12 protein-coding genes are annotated in these 16,711 nt (G+C 72.4%); 8 read left to right on the top strand and 4 right to left on the bottom strand.

Going from position 1 to position 16,711, the window contains the following annotated elements; genetic code table 11:
* Positions 1–55 precede the first annotated feature (55 nt).
* The 3 genes from G7063_RS13200 to G7063_RS13190 all read right to left on the bottom strand — a co-directional run bounded on the left by G7063_RS13200 (position 56) and on the right by G7063_RS13190 (position 2,590).
* A complete protein-coding gene (locus G7063_RS13200) occupies positions 56–202 on the bottom strand; it encodes a hypothetical protein (protein WP_166414804.1) in 147 nt (48 codons plus the stop codon).
* Between the two features lies 1 nt (position 203).
* Entirely contained in the window at positions 204–1,643 is a 1,440-nt protein-coding gene (locus tag G7063_RS13195; RefSeq protein ID WP_166414803.1) for an OFA family MFS transporter, read from the bottom strand.
* 191 nt (positions 1,644–1,834) lie between these two features.
* A complete protein-coding gene (locus G7063_RS13190) occupies positions 1,835–2,590 on the bottom strand; it encodes a GntR family transcriptional regulator (RefSeq protein WP_166414802.1) in 756 nt (251 codons plus the stop codon).
* Between the two features lie 248 nt (positions 2,591–2,838).
* Here G7063_RS13190 and G7063_RS13185 point away from each other — a divergent pair, with 248 nt between their 5' ends.
* The 8 genes from G7063_RS13185 to G7063_RS15330 all read left to right on the top strand — a co-directional run bounded on the left by G7063_RS13185 (position 2,839) and on the right by G7063_RS15330 (position 15,664).
* Positions 2,839–4,101, top strand: a complete 1,263-nt coding sequence (locus tag G7063_RS13185; RefSeq protein WP_166414801.1) for an ABC transporter substrate-binding protein — start codon at positions 2,839–2,841, stop codon at positions 4,099–4,101.
* A 58-nt stretch (positions 4,102–4,159) separates the two neighbouring features.
* Complete coding sequence (locus G7063_RS13180) at positions 4,160–5,104, top strand: carbohydrate ABC transporter permease (RefSeq protein WP_166414800.1); 945 nt, start codon at positions 4,160–4,162, stop codon at positions 5,102–5,104.
* 10 nt (positions 5,105–5,114) lie between these two features.
* On the top strand, positions 5,115–6,005 hold the full coding sequence (locus G7063_RS13175) for a carbohydrate ABC transporter permease (RefSeq protein WP_166414799.1): 891 nt from the start codon (positions 5,115–5,117) through the stop codon (positions 6,003–6,005).
* Positions 5,989–7,686, top strand: a complete 1,698-nt coding sequence (locus tag G7063_RS13170; RefSeq protein WP_166414798.1) for a glycoside hydrolase family 9 protein — start codon at positions 5,989–5,991, stop codon at positions 7,684–7,686. The genes G7063_RS13175 and G7063_RS13170 overlap by 17 nt, the downstream gene beginning before the upstream one ends.
* 27 nt (positions 7,687–7,713) lie before the next feature.
* Positions 7,714–8,757, top strand: coding sequence for an SIS domain-containing protein (locus G7063_RS13165; RefSeq protein WP_166414797.1), 1,044 nt, complete (start codon positions 7,714–7,716; stop codon positions 8,755–8,757).
* Positions 8,754–9,653, top strand: coding sequence for an N-acetylglucosamine kinase (locus G7063_RS13160; protein ID WP_166414796.1), 900 nt, complete (start codon positions 8,754–8,756; stop codon positions 9,651–9,653). The genes G7063_RS13165 and G7063_RS13160 overlap by 4 nt, the downstream gene beginning before the upstream one ends.
* Before the next feature lie 171 nt (positions 9,654–9,824).
* Positions 9,825–11,816 carry an acetate--CoA ligase gene (gene acs, locus G7063_RS13155; protein ID WP_240916095.1) on the top strand — a complete coding sequence of 664 codons (1,992 nt, stop codon included), beginning with the start codon at positions 9,825–9,827 and terminating at the stop codon, positions 11,814–11,816.
* Between the two features lie 131 nt (positions 11,817–11,947).
* Positions 11,948–15,664 (top strand): proline dehydrogenase family protein, encoded by a 3,717-nt coding sequence (locus G7063_RS15330; RefSeq protein ID WP_240916094.1) that lies wholly within the window; start codon positions 11,948–11,950, stop codon positions 15,662–15,664.
* Positions 15,665–15,825: 161 nt separating this feature from the next.
* Here the strand turns inward: G7063_RS15330 and G7063_RS13140 are convergent, their stop codons facing one another.
* A complete protein-coding gene (locus G7063_RS13140; protein WP_240916093.1) occupies positions 15,826–16,632 on the bottom strand; it encodes an HAD family phosphatase in 807 nt (268 codons plus the stop codon).
* Between the last annotated feature and the right edge of the window lie 79 nt (positions 16,633–16,711).

Raw genomic sequence — 16,711 nt, 5'->3', positions numbered from 1 at the left:
ACGCACCCCCGTGGGGTGCGTGGACGCAGTCTGCCGAGACGACCGGCGCGTGGTGTCAGCCGGTGAACAGCGCCGACGCCTTGATGACCGTCTGCACGATCCCGTAGGCGAGCAGCACTCCGACGATCACCCACAGCGCCGAGGCCAGGAGGGTGATCGACGCACCGGCGCCCTTCGCGTCGGTCGAGGTCCGTGCGTCCATGTCAGCTCTCCTCAGCGGTCGTGGCGACGAGCTCGGGCGAGCCGGCGTCGGGCGTGGTGGTGCCGAGCTCGGGCTCGGCCGTGTCGACAGGTGACGCCGGCGCGGGTGCAGCCGCACCCTGCGCGGAGCCGGCGACCGGCTCGTGGTGCTTCGGGTCGACCGGGCGGACGAAGAGGTTCGCGACGAACCCGATGACGAGCAGCACCGTCATGACCGCCATCGCCGGCAGGTACATGTCCGCACCCGTCACGCCGGACTTCTCGCGGGAGTCCATGATCCCGTTGACGATGAGCGGTCCTGCGACGCCCGCCGCCGACCACGCGGTGAGCAGGCGGCCGTGGATCGCGCCGACCTCGATCGTCCCGAAGAGGTCCCTGAGGTACGCGGGGATCGTCGCGAAGCCGCCGCCGTAGAACGTCAGCAGCACGACGGTGACCAGCACGAAGAGCGCGACGTTCGATCCGCCCAGCAGGAAGAGCGTCCCGTAGAGGAGGGTGCCCACGCCGAGGTACACCATGTACATGCGCTTGCGGCCGATCGCGTCGGAGGCCGTCGACCAGCCGATGCGACCCGAGAGGTTCGCGAGGGACAGCAGGCCGACGAAGCCCGCGGCCGTCGCAGCCGTCACGGCGGGGAAGAAGTCCTGGATCATCGGCGCAGCCTGCTCGAGGATGCCGATGCCCGCCGTGATGTTGACGAACAGTACGACCCACAGCAGGTAGAACTGCGGGGTGCGCACCGCGCGCGAGACGCGCACGTCGGCCGTCGTCTGCATCGCCGAGACCTTCGTCGACGGCGTCCAGCCCTCGGGCTTCCAGCCCGGGGCGGGCACGCGGATGACGACGGCGCCGAGCGTCATCATCACCGCGTAGATCGCGGCGAGCGTGAGCATCGTCGGGACGATCGCGTCGGCGGGGCTCTCGCCGAACGACGAGAGGAGCTTCGCCGTGAGCGGCGAGGCGACGAGCGCGCCGCCACCGAAGCCCATGATCGCGAGACCGGTCGCGAGGCCCGGGCGGTCCGGGAACCACTTCATGAGCGTCGACACGGGCGAGATGTAGCCGATGCCGAGGCCCATGCCGCCGATGACCCCGTAGCCGAGGTAGAGGATCCACAGCTGGCCCAGGTGCACGCCGAGGGCACCGACGAGGAACCCGGTCACCCAGAAGATCGTCGAGAGGACCATCGCCTTGCGAGGCCCGTTGCGTTCCATCCAGGCGCCGCCGAAGGCGGCCGAGAGGCCGAGCATGACGATCGCGATCGAGAAGATCACGGCGATCGACGTGTGGGACGTGCCGAAGCGCTCGAGGAGCGGGTTCTTCAGCACCGAGAAGGAGTAGACCTGCCCGATGGACAGGTGGATGGCCAGAGCAGCAGGGGGGATGAGCCACCTGTTGTAGCCGGCTGGGGCGATCGTCGCCTCACGTTCAAGTACGCGCATGGTCCGTGGGTCCGCTTCATTGTGGATCGGGGGCCGATGTGGCTCGTCCCATCGTCGGCGCGCGCGAGAGCCGTGGCGCGGGACCTAGGTCGCTGTTGTTCCGTGAGTTTCCGAACAATTGCCGGACCTCGGGAGCGGGACGACTACGCGTCCCGGAGGTCGTGCGCCGTCGCCGGGGGCGCGAGGCGGTGTCAGTCCTCCGTCGCGAAGGTCGTCCGAAGCCTGTACCGCTCCCCGTGGTAGGAGACGCGGGACCACAGCAGCACCGTGCCGTCGGCGGCGCGCACGATCTCGTCGAGCAGGAGGACGGGGGCTCCCGGAGCGGCCTCGAGCAGCTCCGCGAGTCGTGCGTCGGCGGCGCGCGACTCGATCGTCGCGTCCGCGCGGTGCGGGACTGCGCCGCGTGCGCGCAGCGCGGCGAACAGCGAACCGGTCGAGAGGTCGTCGTCCTCGATGCCGGGTGCGGCGGCGAGCGGCACGAGGGCGTGGTCGACGGCGATGCGGACACCGTCGAGCAGGCGGACGCGCTCGAGGTCGAGGAGGGGCGCGCCCGCGGTGCTGCCGAGGCGCTCGGACTCGTCGAGCGTCGAGGGGCGCACCGTCGCCCCGACGGCTGTCGTCGACGGGGTGAGTCCTTGTCGTCGTGCTGTCTCGGTGAACGACTCGAGGCGGTTGGGCCACTCGCTGGGCGCGGCCGGTGTCGCGACGAACCAGCCGCGACCGTGCGTCGAGGTGAGGACGCCTCGCGCGACGAGGTGGGCGAGGGCCTTGCGCAGGGTCACGCGTGAGATGTCGAGCGAGACGCTGAGGTCACGTTCGGCGGGGAGCCTGTCTCCCGGTGCGAGCGCACCGGACCGGACGTCCGCGGCGATGAGTCCTGCAGCCTGGAGCCAGAGCGGGTCGGCTCCGTTCGTGCGTGAGGGGGCAGACCTCCCGTGCTCGTCCATCTCTCTCCTTCGCTCGTCAGCAGACCACAGCGTACCAATGCGTGCGCATCGTCCGGCTCTCGTCGAGCCTCGCGTGACAACGGCAAGCGCCGTGGACTGCGCTAATGAATACCACTGTTGACCACAACAAGACCACTGTGTACCTTGGGTCGCGACGGGACCGCCGCACCGACGCGACGGGATCCGCGGGACTCAGGCCGGCACCCCTGCCCGGCCCGCACGCACAGGAAGGTCCGACGATGCATCACTTGCGCAAGACCGCCCCGATCAGCGCCGCACTCCTCGCACTCGGTCTCACCGCGTGCAGCGGAGGAGCCGACGACGGTGCCACGACCGAGCTCGTCCTCCAGACGAACTGGACCTCCGCCGGGACAGAGAGCAAGCCCCTCAAGGACGCCCTGGCGTCCTTCACCGAGAAGACCGGCATCACCGTCAAGGTCCTCGAGAACGGCGACGACCTCAACCAGGTCTACGAGACCTCGCTCCTCGCCGGGGAAGAGGCAGACGTCCTCCTCGTCGGACTCCTCGAGAAGCAGCTCGACTGGGCGAAGAACGGAGCCGTCGTCGACGTCGCGGACTACGTCGACGAGTGGGGCCTGACCGACGCCATCCCCGCCGCAGCGCTCGCCGACTGGACCGACTCCGAGGGCAGCCTCCGCGGCTTCCCCTACGCCGGCTTCACCTGGCCCTGGTGGTACAACACGGCCCTCCTCGAGGAGGCCGGGCTCGAGGTCCCCACGACGAACGACGAGCTCATCGCCACCACCGACCGCCTCCGAGAGCTCGGCTACGGCGGCATCGCCACAGGCGGCAACGACTGGTCCGGGCAGAAGCTGTTCCTCCAGTACATCCAGACCTACATGACGCCCGAGGAGACCGTGAAGGTCTTCGCCGAGGGGCGAACCTGCTCCAGCCCGGCCGCGATGAAGGGCATCGAGGAGTTCGTCCGGCTCCGCGACGCAGGCGTGTTCGTCGACGGCGTCGAAGGCCTCACCTCCGACCAGGCGTCCGCCCTCTACCTCACCGGGAAGGCGCTCTCCTCGCCGATGGGCTCGTGGGCCTACCAGGGCACAGACGCCGGCATCGCGTCGACCACCTACCTCGGCGGCATGCCCGTCGCCCCGGGGTCGACCGCGACCAAGCCGCTCGCCTACAACGGCTCGACCTCCGCAGGATGGTGGATCAGCCCCAACGGCGCCAAGAAGCTCGACGCCGTCCGCAAGCTCGTCGAGCACATGTTCTCGACCGACGTCATGAGCTCCATGGTCGTCGGTGGAACCGTCATGGCGACCGACGTCACCCTCGACGTCAGCAAGGTCGAGTCGCCGCTCCTCCAGCAGTCGTTCACCGACCTCCCCGGTCGCGTGCAGTGGGCCGTCATGCCCGACCTCCACGTCCCCGCCGACGTCTCCAACCCCATGTACCGCGCCACGTCGATCGCCTTCACGAAGGGCAACGACGCGAAGACCGTGTGCGCCATGGTCGACGAGACCTACGACGCAGCCCGGTGACACCGACGCCGCCGGGTGCGACACGTACCCGGCGGCGTCCCCACGAAAGGACGTCGTCGTGACCCTCACCGTCGACACCCCGCCCGCAGCCCGCGGGCCGCTCACCGCCGCGCGGCCGGGCAGCACCCGTCCCGACGGCACGCTCCGACGGAACGCCGGGCTCGTGCTCGCGCTGCCCGCCGTCCTGTGGTTCCTCGTCTTCACGGTCGGCCCGCTCGTCAGCCTCTTCTACTTCGCACAGACCAGCTGGCGGGGGCTCATCGCTCCACGCATGTTCGTCGGCGGGGAGAACTTCGCGAAGCTCGTGCGGGACCCCGTCTTCCACGAGGCGGCCCGCAACTCGCTCGTCCAGCTGCTCGTCGTCCTGCCCGTCGTCGTGGTCGTCGCGTTCATGATCGCCTACTACGTCTCGCTCAGGCCGCGCGGGCACCGGATCGTCCGTGCCGTCCTCTTCACGCCGGTGCTGCTCTCCGCGCCCGCGCTCGCGATGGTGTTCGCCGGTGTCTTCGCGCCGTCCGGCCTCGTCAACGGCGCGCTCGACATCGTCGGGCTCGGCCACCTCACGGCACCGTGGCTCGCACGCGCCGACACCGCGTTCGTCGCGATCATCATCGTCATGCTGTGGTCCTCGGTCTCGGTCTCGGCCGTCATGCTCGCGTCGTCCCTCAACACGCTCCCGGGCGAGATCCTCGAGGCCGCCGAGCTCGACGGGTGCGGGCACTGGCGCCGCATGTGGCTCGTCGCGTTCCCCATGTGCAAGGAGTTCGTCGGGGTCGTCACGACGCTGCAGTTCCTCTGGACCCTCTTCTCGTCCGCCGCTGTCGTCCTGCTCCTCACGCGCGGTGGCCCCGGCACGGCAACCGTGAACCTCTCGTTCCTCGTGTACGACTACGCCTTCAACCAGTCGAAGGTCGGCTACTCCCAGGCGATCGCCGTCATGCTCTTCGGCGCCGGCGTCGTCGGGCTCCTCGTCATCCGTCGCGTCTTCCGCGCACAGCACTGAAGGGCCGGACATGACCGCCCCCACCACCACCCTCCCGGCGCGGCGCCGCCGCCGCGACACACGTTCCGGACTGGGACGCTCCGGCCCCTGGCGCTTCGTCGTGCACGGCCTCGTCTGGGCCTACGTCGCGCTGCTCGCCGTCCCGCTGTACTACCTCGTCGTCTCGTCGTTCAAGGGCAACCTCGGGATCATCACCCAGCCCTTCTCGCCGATCGCCGGCTTCACGACCGAGAACTTCGCCAAGGCGTTCACCCAGGCGACCCTCGGGCCGGCCCTCCTCAACCAGGCCTACATCACCGTCGGAGCGTCGGTCCTCACGCTCGCGCTCGCGCTGCCCGCCGCCTACGCGCTCGCACGGGCCCGCGGCAGGCTCGGAGTCGCGCTCGAACGACTCTTCGCGCTCGGGTTCCTCGTGCCCGGCTTCGCCGCGCTCGTGCCGACGGTCATGCTCGCGATCGCGATGTCGCTCTTCCACACGCGCGAGTTCCTCATCCTCTTCCTGCCCGCGAGCGCCATGCCGCTCTCGGTCATCCTCCTCACCCAGGCGATGAGGTCGGTGCCGAAGGAGCTCGAGGAGTCCGCCGTCCTCGACGGCGCGGGGCAGTGGCGCACGCTGTGGTCGGTCTTCCTGCCGCTCACGCTGCCGACGACGGTCGTCGTCGCGATCCTCAACTTCCTGTCCTTCTGGAACGAGTACTTCTTCTCGCTCGTCATCATCGGCCCCGACAAGGCAGTGCGGACCGCGCAGGTCGCCCTGCCGACCCTCTCCCTCGCCAACGCCTCGCAGTACGGTGTGCTCGCTGCGGGGATCGTCATCACTCTCGTTCCGGTCTACGTCCTCTACGCGTTCTTCGCCGACAAGATGGAAGGTGCGGTGCTCGCAGGTGCTCTCAAGGGATGAGAGGACGCCACGCGTCCTCACCACGCACGTCGGTCTCGGGACCGACCTCCCCGCCTCGGTCGTCGTCGCGACGACCACCGTCGGTGCGACCGTCGCGGGCACGCTCGTCGACGGTGCGGGCACCCGGACGACGCTGCCCGACGCCGTCGCCTCGACGACGCCCGGTTGGTCGGTCGGACCGCATGCGCGGCTCGAGCTCCCCTCGGACCTCGCGCCGGGTGAGTGGACGCTCGACGTCACCGACGGCTCAGGCAGCGCGCGCGTCAGCCTCACTGTCGCTCCCGACCTGCTCCAGCGAGCAGTCCTGCCCGACGTCCTCGCGTACTTCCGCGGGCAACGGTCGTCGGGCGAGATCGACCGCAAGGACCGTGCCGCGCGCCTCTGGGGCGACACGATCGGGCGCACGGTCGACGCGCGCGGAGGCTGGCTCGACGCGAGCGGCGACACCAGCAAGTTCCTCAGCCACCTCACGTACACGACGGCCATGAGCCCCCAGCAGACCCCGTTGTGCGCGTGGGCCTTCATGGCAGCGCGGGACGAGCTCGCACGTCGACACCTGGCCGTCGTCCGCGCGGTCGGGACCCGTCTCCGCGACGAGGCGTTGTGGGGAGCGGACTTCCTCGTCCGCTTCCAGGCTCCCGAGGGCTACTTCTACGTCGGCATCTTCGACGCCCTCACGAAGGAGCTCGACGAACGAGTCATCAACGCGCCGATCCAGGACTGCGGCCGCACCGACCGCTACCAGGCGGGCTACCGGCACGGCGGCGGCCTCGCGATCGCGGCGCTCGCGCGGGCAGCGACCCTCGACGACGACGGAGACCTCACGCGCGAGCAGTACCTTGCCGCGGCCCGCCGCGGCTTCGAGCACCTCGAGGCGCACAACGTCGAGCACCTCTGGGACGGTCGCGAGAACGCGCTCGACGACGCGTGCGCGCTGCTGGCGGCGGCCGAGCTCGTCGCTGCCGGTGCGAGCGACGCCAGGCCCGCGGCCGAGCGACGCGCGAGCAGTCTCGTCGCACGCTACGTCCGGCCCGACGACGGGCCCGGCTGGTTCGACCTCGACGGGACAGGGACCCCCTTCTTCCATGCGGCCGAGCCGGGACTTCCCGTCGTCGCGCTGCTGCGCGCCGCCGATGTCCTCGGCGGAGCGCTCGCCGACGACGCGCGGGCCGTGGCGGTGCGAGCGATGACTGACGTGCTCGACCGGACGTCCGCCGTCGTCAACCCGTTCGGCTACCCGCGGCAGCTCACGCAGCCGCTCGGCGGGGGACCGCGAGAGGCGTTCTTCTTCCCTCACGCGAACGAGACCGGCTACTGGTGGCAGGGCGAGAACGCGGGGATCTCCTCGCTCGCGACGGCTGCTCTCCTCGCTGCCGACCATGCGGCGCCGGGACTGCGCGAGCGGCTCCGAGCCTTCGCGTCCGACCAGGTCGGTTGGGTTCTCGGACGCAACCCCTTCGACGTCTGCATGCTCCAGGGCCGTGGCCGCGGTGTCGTCGAGTACGAGTCCGACTTCCCCAACGCACCAGGCGGCATCGTCAACGGCATCACGTCGGGATGGACCGACGAGGACGACATCGCCTTCCTCCCGCACGAGGCCCCGCCAGGCGACTCCTGGCGCTGGTCCGAGCAGTGGATCCCGCACACCGCGTGGTTCGCGCTCGCCGTCGCCACCCTCTGACCCGCACGCACCCGCACGGAGCACCTCATGTCACCCATCCGACTCACCTTCGCCGACGGCATCACCGCCCAGGCGACAGCCCTTGACCGTATCGCCGAGCACGTCGAGCAGGAGCTCGACCGGCTCGACCCGCAGATGCTCGACGTCCGGACGCCGACCTTCCTCGCGATGGGGGCCTCGCACGCGGCGCTCGCGGGCGCGATCCTCGACCTGCGCGCAGGCGGGGTCCGCGCCGAGCGCGCCCTCGCCTCGGAGGCGTCGCACGTCACGAGGGCCGACCTCGTCGTCGCGGTCTCCCAGGGCGGGCGCAGCGCAGAGACGCTCGCGGCGCTCGAGAGCGTCGACGTCCCCACGCTCGGGCTCGTCAACGTCGCGGACAGCCCTCTCGAGGCGACGGTCGACGTGACGGTCGGGCTCGGCGAGGAGCCCGACTCGTACGCGTCGACGGTCGGCCTCACGGGGACGTGCATCGCGCTCGAACGGCTCACCGCACGCATGCTCGGCGGGCGACCCAGCCCGTGGGTCGGGATCGGGGACCTCGTGCGTGGCGTCGTTGCCGACGCCACGCCGATCATGCGGGACCTGGCGGTGCGATGCACCGGCACGGGCGTCGTCGCGGCGGACGTCGTCGCGTCCGGTGCCGGGCTCACCGTCGTCGAGGCCGTCGCGCTGCTCCTGCGTGAGGTCGTCCGGCTGCCCGCGACCCCGGCGGTGACGCGCAACTACCTCCACGGCGCGATGGAGTCCGCCGGGCGCTCCCTCCACATCGTCGTCGGCGACGGGCGGGAGGTCGCCCTCGCACGCACGCTCGCGGGAGCGGGTCACCTCACCCTGCTGGTGACGACGCGTGACGTCGAACGGGACGGGGCGCTCGAGGTGCTGCGGCTCCCCGAGGTGACCGGCGCTCCGCGGACGGTCGCCGAGATCGTCGCGCTGCAGGTTCTCGCCGGTGAGCTGGCGGCGGCTGCTGGGGTCGACGTCGAGGCGTTCGTCTTCGCGAACGACGACACGAAGGCCGGTGGCGTCGATCCGGGCGACTTCGCGATCGCGTCGCCGAGACTGGACGCATGAGCGAGCCCCTGGTCGTCGGCGTCGACGTCGGCGGGACGAAGACACAGGTTCGTGCGGTCGACAGCGAGGGCGCGGTCGTGCAGGACGTCGTCGTCGCGACCCGCGGCTGGGAGGCGTCGGACGCAGGTGCTGCCCGGTGGCTCGCGCGCACGGTCACCGATGCGCTCGGCGGGCGTGCGGCACTGACCGTCGTCGTGGGTGCCCACGGCGTCGAGACCGTCGAGCATGCGCGCGAGCTCGGGGACCGGACGGCAGCCGTTCTGCGGGCTTCCGTGACGATCGTCAACGACGCCGAGCTCGTCGTGCCCGCCGCGGGCCTCCAGGACGGCATCGGCGTCATCGCCGGGACGGGGTCGATCGTCGTCGGGCGCGACCGTTCCGGTGCGCGGCTGCGGGCGGCAGGGTGGGGCTGGGTCCTCTCGGACCCGGGGTCGGCGTCCGCGCTCGTACGTGACGCTGTCGCGGCGTTGCTGCGCGCCGAGGATGCCGGCCGTCCCGACGCTGTGCTCCGGGCCCACCTGCTGGAGTCGGTCGGAGTGCCCGACGTCCCGGGTCTCGTCCACCGGCTCTCGTGGGCGCAGGGGCCCGAGCGGTGGGGCGATCACGGCCCTGCCGTGACGGGCGCCGCCGCGGCTGGTTCGCACCTCGCGACCGAGGTGCTCGCGGCAGGGGCCGAGGCTCTCGCCGCCTGCGTGCGTGACCTCGTCTCGCGCGGCGCCGACGGCTCTGCGGTCGTGCTCGCGGGAGGGCTGCTCGCCGCGGTCCCGGAGCAGAGGGAGAGGGTGGCGGACGCCGTGCGGAGGTTCGTCCCGGGAGCGCACGTCCGCCACCTGGCCGAGGCCCCGGTCGCGGGTGCGGTGAACCTGGCCTTGGCGAGGTGCGGCCGCGGCTCGTGACGCCGCGCATGTCGCGACGTGGGAGCGGGACCCCGTCACATCCCCGGGATCCCGCGCCTCCGGCTGCCCACGATGAGGGACTCCCACGCCCCGCGAGGTGTGAGCGGGACTACACTCCGAGCGGGACGAAGGTCCCGTTGCACCAACGTCGATGCACAACGGAGGAACGTCGTGAGCCAGGACGGGACGCCGGCAGCCGCCGGTCTCGAGAATCTTCTGCACGAGAGCCGGAGCTTCCCTCCGAGCCCGGAGTTCGCCGCGCAGGCGAACGCGCAGCCTGCGATGTACGAGGCCGCCGCGGCCGACCGCCTCGGCTTCTGGGCCGACCAGGCCCGTGACCTGATCACGTGGCGCAAGCCGTTCACCGAGACCCTCGACTGGTCCGGCGCGCCCGTCGCCCGCTGGTTCGCCGACGGAACGCTCAACGCCGCCTACAACGCGGTCGACCGCCACGTCGCCGAGGGACGCGGCGACCGCGTCGCCATCCACTTCGAGGGCGAGCCCGGCGACACCCGCACGCTCACCTACAACGACCTGCTCCGCGAGGTCTCCCGCGCCGCGAACGCGCTGTCCGCGCTCGGCGTGAGGACCGGCGACCGCGTCGTCATCTACCTGCCGATGATCCCCGAGGCCGTCGTCGCGATGCTCGCGTGCGCACGCCTCGGCGCCCCGCACTCCGTCGTCTTCGGTGGCTTCTCCGCCGACGCGCTGCGCTCGCGCATCGCCGACGCCGAGGCCAAGGTCGTCATCACGGCCGACGGCGGCTTCCGCCGCGGCGCCCCCTCCGCGCTCAAGCCCGCGGTCGACGAGGCGATCGAGCCGCGCGACGGCGTCGAGAGCCCCGTCGAGCACGTGCTCGTCGTGCGCCGCACCGGTCAGGACACGGCGTTCGTCGAGGGCCGCGACGTGTGGTGGCACGATGCCCTCGAGTCCGCCGACGTCACGCACGAGCCCGTGTGGGTCGAGGCCGAGCACCCGCTCTTCATCCTCTACACCTCCGGCACGACGGGAAAGCCCAAGGGCATCCTCCACACGACCGGCGGCTACCTCGCGCAGGCCGCGTACACCCACAAGAACGTCTTCGACCTCAAGGCCGAGTCCGACGTCTACTGGTGCACCGCCGACATCGGCTGGGTGACCGGCCACAGCTACGTCACGTACGGCCCGCTCATCAACGGCGCGACCCAGGTCATCTACGAGGGCACGCCCGACTCCCCGCACCAGGGCCGCTGGTGGGAGATCATCGAGAAGTACAAGGTCACCATCCTCTACACGGCGCCCACCGCGATCCGCACGTGCATGAAGTGGGGCGAGGACATCCCCGCGAAGTTCGACCTCTCGAGCCTGCGCGTCCTCGGCTCCGTCGGTGAGCCCATCAACCCCGAGGCGTGGATGTGGTACCGCCGCGTCATCGGCGGCGACAAGGCCCCGATCGTCGACACCTGGTGGCAGACCGAGACCGGCGCCATCATGATCTCGCCCCTGCCCGGCGTCACGGCCGCCAAGCCCGGCTCCGCGCAGGTCCCGCTGCCCGGCATCGTCGCCGACATCGTCGACGACGAGTTCAGGTCCGTGCCCGACGGCGGTGGCGGCTACCTCGTGCTCTCCGAGCCGTGGCCCGCGATGCTCCGCGGCATCTGGGGCGACCTCGAGCGGTTCAAGGACACGTACTGGTCGCGGTTCCCCGGCATCTACTTCGCCGGCGACGGTGCCAAGAAGGACGAGGACGGCGACATCTGGCTGCTCGGCCGCGTCGACGACGTCATGAACGTCTCGGGCCACCGCCTCTCGACGACCGAGATCGAGTCGGCGCTCGTCTCGCACGACGCCGTCGCCGAGGCCGCTGTCGTCGGTGCCTCCGACGAGATGACCGGCCAGGCCGTCGTCGCGTTCGTCATCCTGCGCTCCGACGCGACCGAAGCGCTCGGCACGACCGACGAGGACGAGATCGTCCAGATCCTGCGCAACCACGTCGGCAAGGAGATCGGCCCGATCGCCAAGCCCAAGCGCATCCTCGTCGTCGCCGAGCTGCCCAAGACGCGCTCCGGCAAGATCATGCGCCGCCTGCTGCGCGATGTCGCCGAGAACCGCGCCGTCGGGGACGCGACGACGCTCGCGGACTCCTCGGTCATGGACCTCATCGCCAAGGGGCTCAGCAAGTAGGTCTGCACTGCGCCGACGGCCGGTTCCCCTGCGGGGGAGCCGGCCGTCGGCGTCCCGACAGGTGACCCTTCGCGTCTCAGACTGGCTCCGAGATCGTGCGCCCGTGCCGGTTGCGGCGGGAGGATGAACGCATGGTGACGCTCGACGATGTCGTCCCCGAGGCGGTCGGGCTCGCGCGCCGCTGGCTCGCCGCGACCGCCCACGACGAGACCTCTGCAGAACGTCGCTCGACCCGCCGCCTCGCGTCGCTCGTCGCCGACCCCGACGGCCTCGAGCTCGCACTGCGGTTCGTCGACCGCGTCGTGCGCCCGCGCGACCCGCACGTCGCGGCGCACGAGCTCGCGGCCCTCGGCAGCGCCGGCCTGCGCCCGACGTTCCTCGGCGCCGCCGACCGCCTGCTGCTCACCCGCGGAGCGCGACTCGCGCCCCTCGCGCCGCAGGTCGCCGTGCCCGCCGCGCGCGGCCGCATGCGGCAGATGATCGGGCACCTCATCGCCGACGCGACCGACCTCGGCCCGCAGCTCGCGCGCCTGCGGGGTGGCGGCTTCGACGTCAACGTCAACCTCCTCGGCGAGGCTGTCCTCGGGGAGGCCGAGGCCGCCGCGCGCGTCGCTCGGCTGCGCGAGCTCGTCGCCCGGCCCGACGTCGACCACGTCTCCGTCAAGGTGTCCGCGCTCGTCCCGCAGATCGTCACGTGGGACCTCGACGGCTCCCGCGCGCGCGTCCTGCGGCGGCTGCGGCCCCTGGCGCGCGCGGCGAGCGCGCACGGCACGCACCTCGTCCTCGACATGGAGGAGTACCGGGACCTTGCGCTCACGCTCGCGGTCGTCGCCGAGCTCGCCGACGACCCAGGGCTGCGGGACCTGCGCCTCGGCGTCGCCCTCCAGGCGTACCTGCCCGACTCGCGCGCGGCGCTCGAGGAGGTGCTCCTCCACTCCCGGCGGCGCGAGGCCGCGGGCGGGCGGCCTCTGCGGGTGCGGCTCGTCAAGGGCGCGAACCTCGCGATGGAACGCGTCGAGGCCGAGCTTCACGGCTGGGAGCAGACCGTCTACGCGACGAAGGCTGAGGTCGACGCGTCGTACCTCGACCTCGTCGACCTCGCGCTCACGCCCGGGCTCGGCCTGCGCGTCGGCGTCGCGAGCCACAACCTCTTCCACGTCGCGGCCGCGCACCTGCTCGCACGCGAGCGCGGCGAGGCGGCGCGCATGGAGGTCGAGATGCTCCACGGCATGGCGCCGGCGCAGGCGCGCGCCGTCCGCGCAGAGACCGGTCGGGTGCTGCTCTACGTGCCGGCCGTCGACCCGGCCGACCTCGACGTCGCCGTCGGGTACCTCGTGCGTCGGCTCGAGGAGAACGCGGCGCCGCAGAACTTCCTCCACGCGATGTCGGCAGGCGGCACGGCGCTCGACGCCCAGGAGGAAGCGTTCCGCGCGGCGGTCGTGGCGGCCCCCACGGTGGACCGCACGCCCCGCCGCCTCCGCGCCACCTCACCTGACCCGCAGGGCCTGCCTTCCCCTCCCGACCTGCCGGAACCCGCCGACCCGCCTGACCCGCCTGACCCGCCGGTCCCAGTCGACCCGCCCGACCCGCCGGCCTCGCCGGCCTCGCCGGCCTCAGCCGACCCGCCCGCCTCACCGGCGTCCGCGAGCCCCGACGAGCCGTCTGCACGCGGCTTTCAGTCGCTCACGCGTGTTGAAACCCGCGTGCACGACTCAGAACCGCGTGCGGGCGCTCGCTCCAGCGCAGGCGCTGGCACAGCCGCCGGTGCGGGGGAGCGCGGATCGCGGGAGTTCTGGAACGTGCCCGACCTGGATCCCGCGCTCGCCTCGGTGCGGGAGAGGGGCGCGGCGATGCGGGGCGGTGCCACGCCGCATGCTGCGCCTGCGTCGCTCGTGCCCGTGCGGACGGTGACGGAGGCCGACACCGTCGTCGCCCGCGCCGTCGAGCTGCGCCTCACCTGGGCGGCCGTCCCGCCACGTGCCCGCGGCGCAGCGCTGAGGAGAGCCGCCGAGCTCCTCGCCGAGAGGCGCGACGCGATCGCCGCGACGGTCGTCGCCGAGGCCCGCAAGACCGTCGCCGAGATCGACCCGGAGATCTCCGAGGTCATCGACCTCGCCCGCTGGTACGCAGGCTCCGCCGAGCGGCTCGACCCCGACCACAAGGACGCCGACCCGGACGCCGTCCACAGGCCGTCGGGCGTCACGCTCGTCACCCCACCGTGGAACTTCCCCGTCGCGATCCCGCTCGGCTCCGTGCTCGCGTCGCTCGCCGCCGGTTCGCCCGCGCTCCTCAAGCCCTCGCACCTCACGCCCCTGTCCGCCGCCATGGCGGCGGGAGCGGTGCGTGACGCGCTCGCGGAGACGGGGCACGCGCCCGACGTCCTCCAGGTGCTCGACGTCGACGGCCGCGGCGAGGCCGGCGTCGGCAGCCATCTCGTGCAGCACCCCGACGTCACGCGCGTCCTGCTCACCGGCTCGCTCGCCACCGCGCAGCTCTTCGCGCGCATGCGCCCTGACCTCGACGTCCTCGCGGAGACGTCGGGCAAGAACGCCGTGATCGTCACGCCGTCCGCCGACGTCGACCTCGCGGTCGCCGACACCGTGCGCTCCGCCTTCGGCCACGCCGGCCAGAAGTGCTCGGCCGCGTCGCTCCTCGTCCTCGTCGGCTCCGCGGGCGCCGACGACCGCCTGCGCCGTCAGCTCGCCGACGCCGTGACGTCCCTCGTTGTCGGCCCCGCGACCGACGCCGGCACCGTCATGAACCCCCTCACGCCCGTCGCCGACGGCGACCTGCTGCGCGCCCTCACGATGCTCGAGCCCGGCGAGAGCTGGCTCGTCGAGCCCCGGCGCCTCGACGACGTCGGCCTCATGTGGTCGCCGGGCATCCGCGCCGACGTCCGTCCGGGCTCGTGGTTCCACCGCACCGAGGCGTTCGGCCCCGTGCTCGGCGTCGTGCGCGTCGCGACGCTCGACGACGCGATCGCCGTCGTCAACGACGTCGACCTCGGGCTCACGAGCGGCCTGCACTCGCTCGACGACGACGAGATCGACCGCTGGACCGAGCGCGTCGAGGCCGGGAACCTCTACGTCAACCGGCACACGACCGGCGCGATCGTGCGCCGTCAGCCGTTCGGCGGATGGAAGGCGTCCGTCGTCGGCCCCGGCGCCAAGGCCGGTGGACCGCACTACGTCGCGCAGCTCGGCACGTGGGCCGACGCGCCCGGCGTGCCCGACCGCGAGACCGCACCCGGCGCGTGGCTCGCCCGGGCGGGGGAGTCCGACGCCCGCTGGTGGCGCGAGCGGTTCTCACGCGAGCACGACCCGAGCGGCCTCACCGTCGAGTCGAACGTGCTGCGCTATCGGCCCGTGCCGCACGCGACCGTGCGCGTCGGGCCCGGCGCGCACGAGGTCGAGGTGACGCGCGTCCTCGCCGCCGCCGAGCGGTGCGGCGTGAGCGTCGAGGTGTCGGTCGACCCGACCGTCGTGCGCGGGGGCGTGGGCGGTGCGGGTGCCGGGCATGGCACGGAGCCGGACGACGCAGGCCCGGCGGGTGTCGCTCTGCGCGACCCGAAGGGTGGCACGTACGTCGACCTCGCCCTGCCGGGCGACGCCCGCGTCGAGGACGCGACGACGTTCGCCTCACGCGTCGCCGCGGGCGACGTCGACGGGCGCATCCGCGTCGTCGGGAGGAGCCCCGGGCTCCGCGAGGCCGCCGCCGGACGGACCGGCTTCGTCACGGTGCTCGACGCCCCCGTCGTCGCGTCGGGCGCGCGCGAGCTGCTCGCGTTCCTCCGCGAGCAGGCCGTGAGCCGCACGCGCCACCGCTACGGGCACGTCGAGACGCGCTGACCTGCGCCCGGACGCGGGGACGGCTGGGGGCCGAGGTCCCACGGTCCCGGCCCACGGTCGACGGCGCGTGCACCGAGCGGGAGCGCGGCGCAGCGCCTCGCTCCCGACGATGTCTGCGCGAGCGGCCGCCCGCGCGGACGTCCTCGGACACGGCCTGCGGATCAGCGCGACCGACGCCGCTGCACCGCCCAGACGATCGCGCCCGCGGCGGCCGCGAGCGCGACGCCCACAGCGATCCCGCGCCGCGGCGTGAGGAACGCCTCGATCGCGACGGGCCGCGTGAACGTCAGCACGTCCCAGCCCTCCTCGGCGGCGAGCCGTCGTAGTGCGCGGTCGGGGTTCACGACGAAGCTGTGCCCGACGGCCCCGAGCATCGGTGCGTCCGTGATCGAGTCGGAGTACGCGTAGGACTCGGCGAGGTCGTAGCCGTGCTTCTCGGCGAGCTCGCGCACCGCGACCGCCTTGTTCTCCCCGTAGGCGTAGAAGTCGATGCCGCCCGTGTAGCGGCCGTCGGCGATCTCCATGCGCGTCGCGACGACGCGGTCCGCGCCGAGCGCCGCCGCGATGGGCTCGACGACCTCCGTGCCGGACGCCGAGACGATGACGACGTCACGCCCGGCCGCATGGTGCGCGGCCATGAGCTCGACGGCCTCGGCGTACACGTAGGGGTCGATGAGGTCGTGGAGGGTCTCGCTGACGATCTCGCTCACCTGCGCGACGTCCCAGCCCTCGACGAGCGCGGAGAGCGTGCGGCGCATGCGCTCGGTCTGCTCGGCGTCCGCGCCGCCCGCCATGTAGAGGACGTGCGCGTACGCGGAGCGCAGCATGGCGCGGCGCGAGAGGAGGCCGCCAGCAGCGAACGGGCGCGAGAACGCGGACACGCTCGACGTCGCGATGACGGTCTTGTCGAGGTCGAAGAACGCGGCGGTCGGCCGGGGCCGTGACGCCGCAGGTCGCTGCGCGGTCACGGGACCGAGCCTAGCGGGAGTGATTGACCACAGCCCGGGCAGCCGCGCGGGCCGTCCACGGATCTGCGTCGACGGGTGG

This window comes from Sanguibacter sp. HDW7, from assembly GCF_011300875.1.
Lineage (GTDB): Bacteria > Actinomycetota > Actinomycetes > Actinomycetales > Cellulomonadaceae > Flavimobilis.
This window is presented reverse-complemented; position numbering and strand designations above follow the sequence as displayed.